Raw genomic sequence first — 5,323 nt, 5'->3', positions numbered from 1 at the left:
GGCGTACCAGTTGGGGCCGAAGTGGCGCCGGCCCCTTCCCGCCCTGCGCCACTTCGGCCCCAACTGGTACGCCTGCGTGATGGGCACGGCGATCACCGCCACCGCCGGGGCGGCGCTTCCGCACCAGCTGCCGGGACAGCGCGCGGCCTGCACCGCCGTGTGGGCGCTGTCCGTCGCGGTGCTGGCGCTCGTCCTGGCCGCCCGGGCGGGGCATTGGCTGCACCACCGCGACCAGGCGCGCGCCCACCTCCTCGACCCGGCGGTCGCCCCCTTCCACGGCTGCCTGTCGATGGCGCTGCTGGCGGTCGGCGCGGGCACGCTCACCGTCGGGCGGGACGTGCTCGGGCAGCGGGCGGCGCTCGCCGCGGACGCGGTGCTGTTCACCGCCGGGACGGTGCTCGGCCTGGCCACGGCCGTGGCCGTGCCGTACCTGATGGTGGTGCGGCACGAGGTGCGGGCCTCTGAGGCCTCCCCGGTGTGGCTGCTGCCGCTGGTCTCCCCCATGGTGTCCGCCGCGGTCGGGCCCCTCCTGGTGCCGCACCTGCCGGCCGGGCAGGCGCGGGAGGCGCTGCTGCTGGCCTGCTTCGCGCTGTTCGGGATGAGCCTGCTGGCGACGCTGCTGGTGCTGCCGCTGCTGTTCGGCCGGCTGCTGGTCGGCGGGCCGCTCCCGGCGGTACTGACGCCGACCCTCTTCCTGGTGCTGGGTCCGCTCGGGCAGTCCACCACCGCGGCCGGGCAGCTCGCCGACGCGGCCCCGGGGGCGATCGGCGCCCCGTACGCCGGCGCGCTGGCCGGATTCGCCGTCGTGTACGGGGTGCCGGTGCTCGGTTTCGCGCTGCTGTGGCTGGTGCTGGCCGGGGCGCTGCTGGTGCGGGCCGCCCGGAGGGGGATGGGGTTCGCGATGACCTGGTGGGCGCTGACCTTCCCCGTCGGCACGTGCGTCACCGGCGCGGCCGGGCTGGCGCGGCACACCGGGCTGGCCGCGTACGGGTGGCTGGCCTGGGCGCTGTTCCTGTGCCTGGTGGCGGCCTGGTCGGCGGCCGCCGCGCACACGGTGCGCGGCCTGGCGGCGGGCCGCCTCCTGCCCCGGTGACAGGCGGCGGCGACGGGCGGCCCGGCGTCAGCGCGCCGCGGCCAGCTCCGCGGCGAGGACCCGGGGCGCCTCGGCGAGCGAGGGCCCGTACCAGGTGAGGTGGCGGCCGCTGACGAGCGCGGCCGGGCGGCCGGGGAACGCCTCCGGGCCGTCCTCGCGGGTGAAGGCGTACGGCTCGTCCGGCAGCACCACCAGGTCGCAGCCGGCGGCGGCCGGGTCCGCCGGGTCCACCCGCGGGTAGCGCTCGGTGTGGTCGGCGTGGACGTTCTCCACGCCGAGCCGGGCCAGGAGGTCCCCGGCGAAGGTGTCCCGGCCGAGCACCATCCAGGGCCGCCGCCACACGGGTACGACGGCTCTCAGCGGGGCGGCCGGACGCGGCAGGGCGGCCCAGGCCCGCTCCGCCTCGTCGAGCCAGCGCGGCCGGGGCAGTCCGAGCGCCCCCGCCAGGAGCCGGTCCAGTTCGCCCAGCGCCTGCGGCAGCGTGCGCACCTCGGTGATAAGGACGTCGAGGCCCGCGGCGCGCAGGGCGTCGAGGTCGGGCGCCCGGTTCTCCTCCTCGTTGGCGATCACCAGGTCGGGGCGGAGCGCGGTGATCGCGGCGACGTCGGGATTCTTGGTGCCGCCGATGCGGACCGCACCCCGCCGGTCGAGGCCGGCGGGGTGGGTGCACCAGTCGGTGACGCCGGCGAGCATGCCGGGCGCGGTGGCCGCGACGGCCTCGGTCAGCGAGGGGACGAGGGAGACGACGCGCACGGCCGGTCAGTGTCCCGGCGAGGGCGGCTCGGAGGAGGCGTGGATGTGCTCCCCGACGGCGACGACGAGTATCCGGGTGTCCTCGGTGACGGCCCTCCAGCGGTGGCGGACGCCGCCGGAGAGGAAGAGGGCGTCGCCGCTCTCCAGGCGGTAGGCGCGGCCTTCGGCCTCGACCTGGCAGGCGCCGGAGACGACGTACATGAGCTCGTCGTTGCGGTGCTGGTACTCGCGGCCGGCGTCCTGGTCGCCGGTGAACTCCATGGCGTGGAGCTGGTGGTGTCCGCGCACGAGGGGGCGCACGCCGGGGACCGGGCTCAGCCCGGACTCGTCGCCGGCCCGTACGAGGTCGACGGTGCGCGCCGTGTCGGAGGCGGCGAGCAGTTCGACGGCCGTGGTCTCCAGCGCGTCCGCGACCCGTTCGAGGGAGCGCATGCTGGGGCGGGCGCGTTCGTTCTCTATCTGGCTGAGGAAGGGCACCGACAGTCCGCTGCGCGCCGATACGGCGGCGAGGGTGAGGTGGAGGGCCCGGCGCCGCTTGCGCACGGCCACGCCCACCCGGAGCGGTTCCTTGGCGTCCTTGTCCCGTTCCTTGTCCTCCGAGCCGTCCCTGTCGTCCATGGCGGGGCTGCCCTCCCCTTTGTCAGGTCTGTCGGCGTACGTCGGCGTCCGTCGCACGGGAGTGTGCTGTAAGCACCTTACGCAGCAACGGCCCCCGGTTTCGCGTGCAGGAGCGGACGGGGCTACGCCGCGCGTGAAACCCGCGTTCCCCTTCCGGTCATGTGTGCGTCGCTTTCCGGTCTTTCCCGCCGCAACCGCGCCCCGTCGGCGGGGTGCGGCATGATCGCCGTCATGACGAGCACTCGACGGCTGATGCTGCTGGACACCGCCTCCCTGTACTTCCGTGCCTACTTCGGCGTACCGGAATCCGTGAAGGCCCCGGACGGCACCCCGGTGAACGCCGTGCGCGGGCTGCTGGACTTCATCGGGCGCCTGGTCCAGGACCACCGCCCCGACGACCTGGTGGCCTGCATGGACGCCGACTGGCGGCCGCACTGGCGGGTGGAGCTGATCCCCTCGTACAAGGCGCACCGGGTGGCGGAGGAGGTGCCGGCGGGGCCTGACGTGGAGGAGACCCCGGACACCCTGGCACCGCAGGTCCCGATCATCGAGGCGGCCCTGGACGCCTTCGGGATCGCCCGGGTGGGCGTGCCCGGCTACGAGGCGGACGACGTGATCGGCACGCTCACGGCGCGCGCCACCGGGCCGGTGGACATCGTCACGGGCGACCGGGACCTGTACCAGCTGGTGGACGACGACCTGCGGCGCCGCGTGCTGTACCCCCTGAAGGGCGTCGGCACCCTCCAGGTGGCCGACGGGGAGTGGCTGCGGGCGAAGTACGGGGTCGACGGCCCCGGGTACGCCGACCTGGCCCTGCTGCGCGGCGACCCGAGCGACGGGCTGCCCGGGGTGCCGGGGATCGGCGAGAAGACGGCGGCGAAGCTGCTGGAGGCGTACGGGGATCTGGCGGGGATCGTCGCGGCGGCGGCCGATCCGAGGTCGAAGCTGACGCCGACGCAGCGCAGGCGGCTGGAGGAGGCCCGCCCGTACCTGGCGGTGGCGCCCAAGGTGGTGCGGGTCGCCACGGACGTGCCGCTGCCCGACTTCGACCCGGCGCTGCCGTCGGAGCCGGCGGAGCCGGAGGTCCTGGAGGCGCTGGCGCGGAGGTGGGGTCTGGGCGGCGCGGTGGCGCGCCTGCGCACGGCCCTGCTTGCCTGAGATGCTAACTTAGGCAATCCTAAGTTTCAGGTGAGTCAGGGGAGACGCCGTGGCAGAAGGACGCGCCCGCGAGGTAGGCACCGCAGTCGTCATGCGGACCGAGCGGCTCACGCCGCACATGGTGCGGGTGGTGCTGGGTGGCGCCGGACTGGCCCGATTCAGCGCGGGCGAGTTCACGGACCACTACATCAAGCTCCTGTTCGCGCCGGAAGGGGTCACCTATCCGGCGCCGTGGGACCTGGAGCGGATCCGTGCCCAGTTCCCGCCGGCCGCGTGGCCGCGGCAGCGGGCGTACACGGTCCGCAGCTGGGATCCGGCGCACCTGGAGCTGACGATCGACTTCGTCGTCCACGGCGACGAGGGCCTCGCCGGCCCGTGGGCCGCGCAGGCGACGCCGGGCGAGCTGGTCCGCTTCCTCGGCCCCGGCGGCGCGTACGCCCCGGATCCGGCCGCCGACTGGCACCTGCTGGTCGGGGACGACAGCGCCCTGCCCGCGATCGCCGCGGCGATGGAGCGGATGCCGGCGGGCGCCCGCGTCCACGCGCTGGTGGAGGTGGAGGGCCCCGAGGACGAGCAGAAGTTCGCGACGCCCGACGGCGTCGTCCCGGTGTGGCTGCACCGCGGCGCGCGCCCGGTCGGCCAGGCCCTGGTCGAGGCGGTGACGTCGATGGACTTCCCCTCCCGCGACGTGCACGCCTTCGTCCACGGCGAGGCGGGCTTCGTCAAGGAGCTGCGGCGCCACCTGCGCCTGGAGCGCGGCATCCCCAAGGAGCGGCTGTCGATCTCCGGCTACTGGCGCCTGGGCGAGACCGACGAGGGCTGGCGCGCGATCAAGCGCGAGTGGAACGCCCGCATCATCGCCGAGCAGGAGGCGGCGGCCTGACCACGGGGGCCGGCCGGCGAACGGGCGGGCCGGCCGCCCGGGCCCACCATCGGCTCATCCGCACGCGCCTCGCGCCCGGCACGGCGGTGACGGTGCTCGCGCTCGCCGCCACCGGACCGGTCGCGGCGGCGCCGAGCCCCCCCTCCCCCGCCCGAGCCGCAACCGGGCGACACCGGGCCATCGAAGCGGGCCGTGGCCAGGCTCCCGCGGTTCGTCGAGGACGCCATGCGCGGCACCGGGGTCCCCGGGGTGGCGGTGGCCGTCGTCCACGGCGACAAGGTCGTGTACGTGAAGGGCTTCGGGGTGCGCCGGGTCGGCGACGCCATCGCCGTCGGCCCCGACACCGTCTTCCAGATCGCGTCCGTCTCCGAACCCGTCTCCTCGACCGCATGCAGCCGGAGCCGCTGACCCCCTTCCGGGCGAGCTACGCGTACACCGACTTCGGGCTGACCGCGGCCGCCGAGGCCGTCGCCCGCGCCCGCGCCCGCGCCCGCGGCACGACCTGGCAGAAGCTCGGCGAGGACGTCCTCTTCAAGCCGGCGGGAATGACCCGCACGAACACCGCCTCCGCCGCCTTCGCAGCCGAACCGGACCGGGCCGCCACCCACGTGAAGAACGCCGGCGCGTACTCCGGCACGTACGACAGCCCGCACCCCGGGGGCCTCGGTGACGGTGGGCGCCCCGGGGTGCGGGCTGTCGTACGTGCCGGAGTACGCGCCGGCGTTCTTCACGTGGGTGGCGGCCCGGTCCTCTCCCTCGGGGGCACCTTCACCCGCCGGTAGCCGGGCGGCCGTAGCCCGTAGGCGGGACGAGATGAG

The 5,323-nt window shown here is 75.5% G+C and carries 7 protein-coding genes; 5 read left to right on the top strand and 2 right to left on the bottom strand.

Annotation, left to right across the window (positions count from 1 at the left end):
- The first annotated feature begins 10 nt into the window (after positions 1–10).
- Complete coding sequence (locus EF903_RS28175) at positions 11–1,093, top strand: TDT family transporter (RefSeq protein ID WP_125547843.1); 1,083 nt, start codon at positions 11–13, stop codon at positions 1,091–1,093.
- A 27-nt stretch (positions 1,094–1,120) separates the two neighbouring features.
- On the opposite strand, the gene EF903_RS28170 is transcribed toward EF903_RS28175, so the two are convergent.
- Together EF903_RS28170 and EF903_RS28165 are read right to left on the bottom strand one after the other, a co-directional pair.
- The gene (locus tag EF903_RS28170) at positions 1,121–1,846 is read right to left on the bottom strand and encodes a helical backbone metal receptor (protein ID WP_125547841.1); all 726 of its coding nucleotides are present in this window, start codon (positions 1,844–1,846) and stop codon (positions 1,121–1,123) included.
- A gap of 6 nt (positions 1,847–1,852) precedes the next feature.
- The gene (locus EF903_RS28165) at positions 1,853–2,464 is read right to left on the bottom strand and encodes a helix-turn-helix domain-containing protein (RefSeq protein WP_125547840.1); all 612 of its coding nucleotides are present in this window, start codon (positions 2,462–2,464) and stop codon (positions 1,853–1,855) included.
- Positions 2,465–2,716: 252 nt separating this feature from the next.
- Here EF903_RS28165 and EF903_RS28160 point away from each other — a divergent pair, with 252 nt between their 5' ends.
- The 4 genes from EF903_RS28160 to EF903_RS35565 all read left to right on the top strand — a co-directional run bounded on the left by EF903_RS28160 (position 2,717) and on the right by EF903_RS35565 (position 5,287).
- Complete coding sequence (locus tag EF903_RS28160; RefSeq protein WP_185902864.1) at positions 2,717–3,622, top strand: 5'-3' exonuclease; 906 nt, start codon at positions 2,717–2,719, stop codon at positions 3,620–3,622.
- Positions 3,623–3,671: 49 nt separating this feature from the next.
- A complete protein-coding gene (locus EF903_RS28155) occupies positions 3,672–4,505 on the top strand; it encodes a siderophore-interacting protein (RefSeq protein WP_399421871.1) in 834 nt (277 codons plus the stop codon).
- Positions 4,506–4,697: 192 nt separating this feature from the next.
- Positions 4,698–4,913, top strand: coding sequence for a serine hydrolase (locus EF903_RS35570; protein WP_260616035.1), 216 nt, complete (start codon positions 4,698–4,700; stop codon positions 4,911–4,913).
- Positions 4,895–5,287, top strand: a complete 393-nt coding sequence (locus tag EF903_RS35565) for a serine hydrolase (protein ID WP_260616034.1) — start codon at positions 4,895–4,897, stop codon at positions 5,285–5,287. Before EF903_RS35570 ends, EF903_RS35565 begins: the two co-directional genes overlap by 19 nt.
- Positions 5,288–5,323: the final 36 nt, after the last annotated feature.

This window comes from Streptomyces sp. WAC05292, from assembly GCF_003949955.1.
Classification (GTDB): domain Bacteria; phylum Actinomycetota; class Actinomycetes; order Streptomycetales; family Streptomycetaceae; genus Streptomyces; species Streptomyces globosus.
Note: the sequence above shows the minus strand (reverse complement) of the source record. Positions and strands in the feature narration are given on the sequence as shown.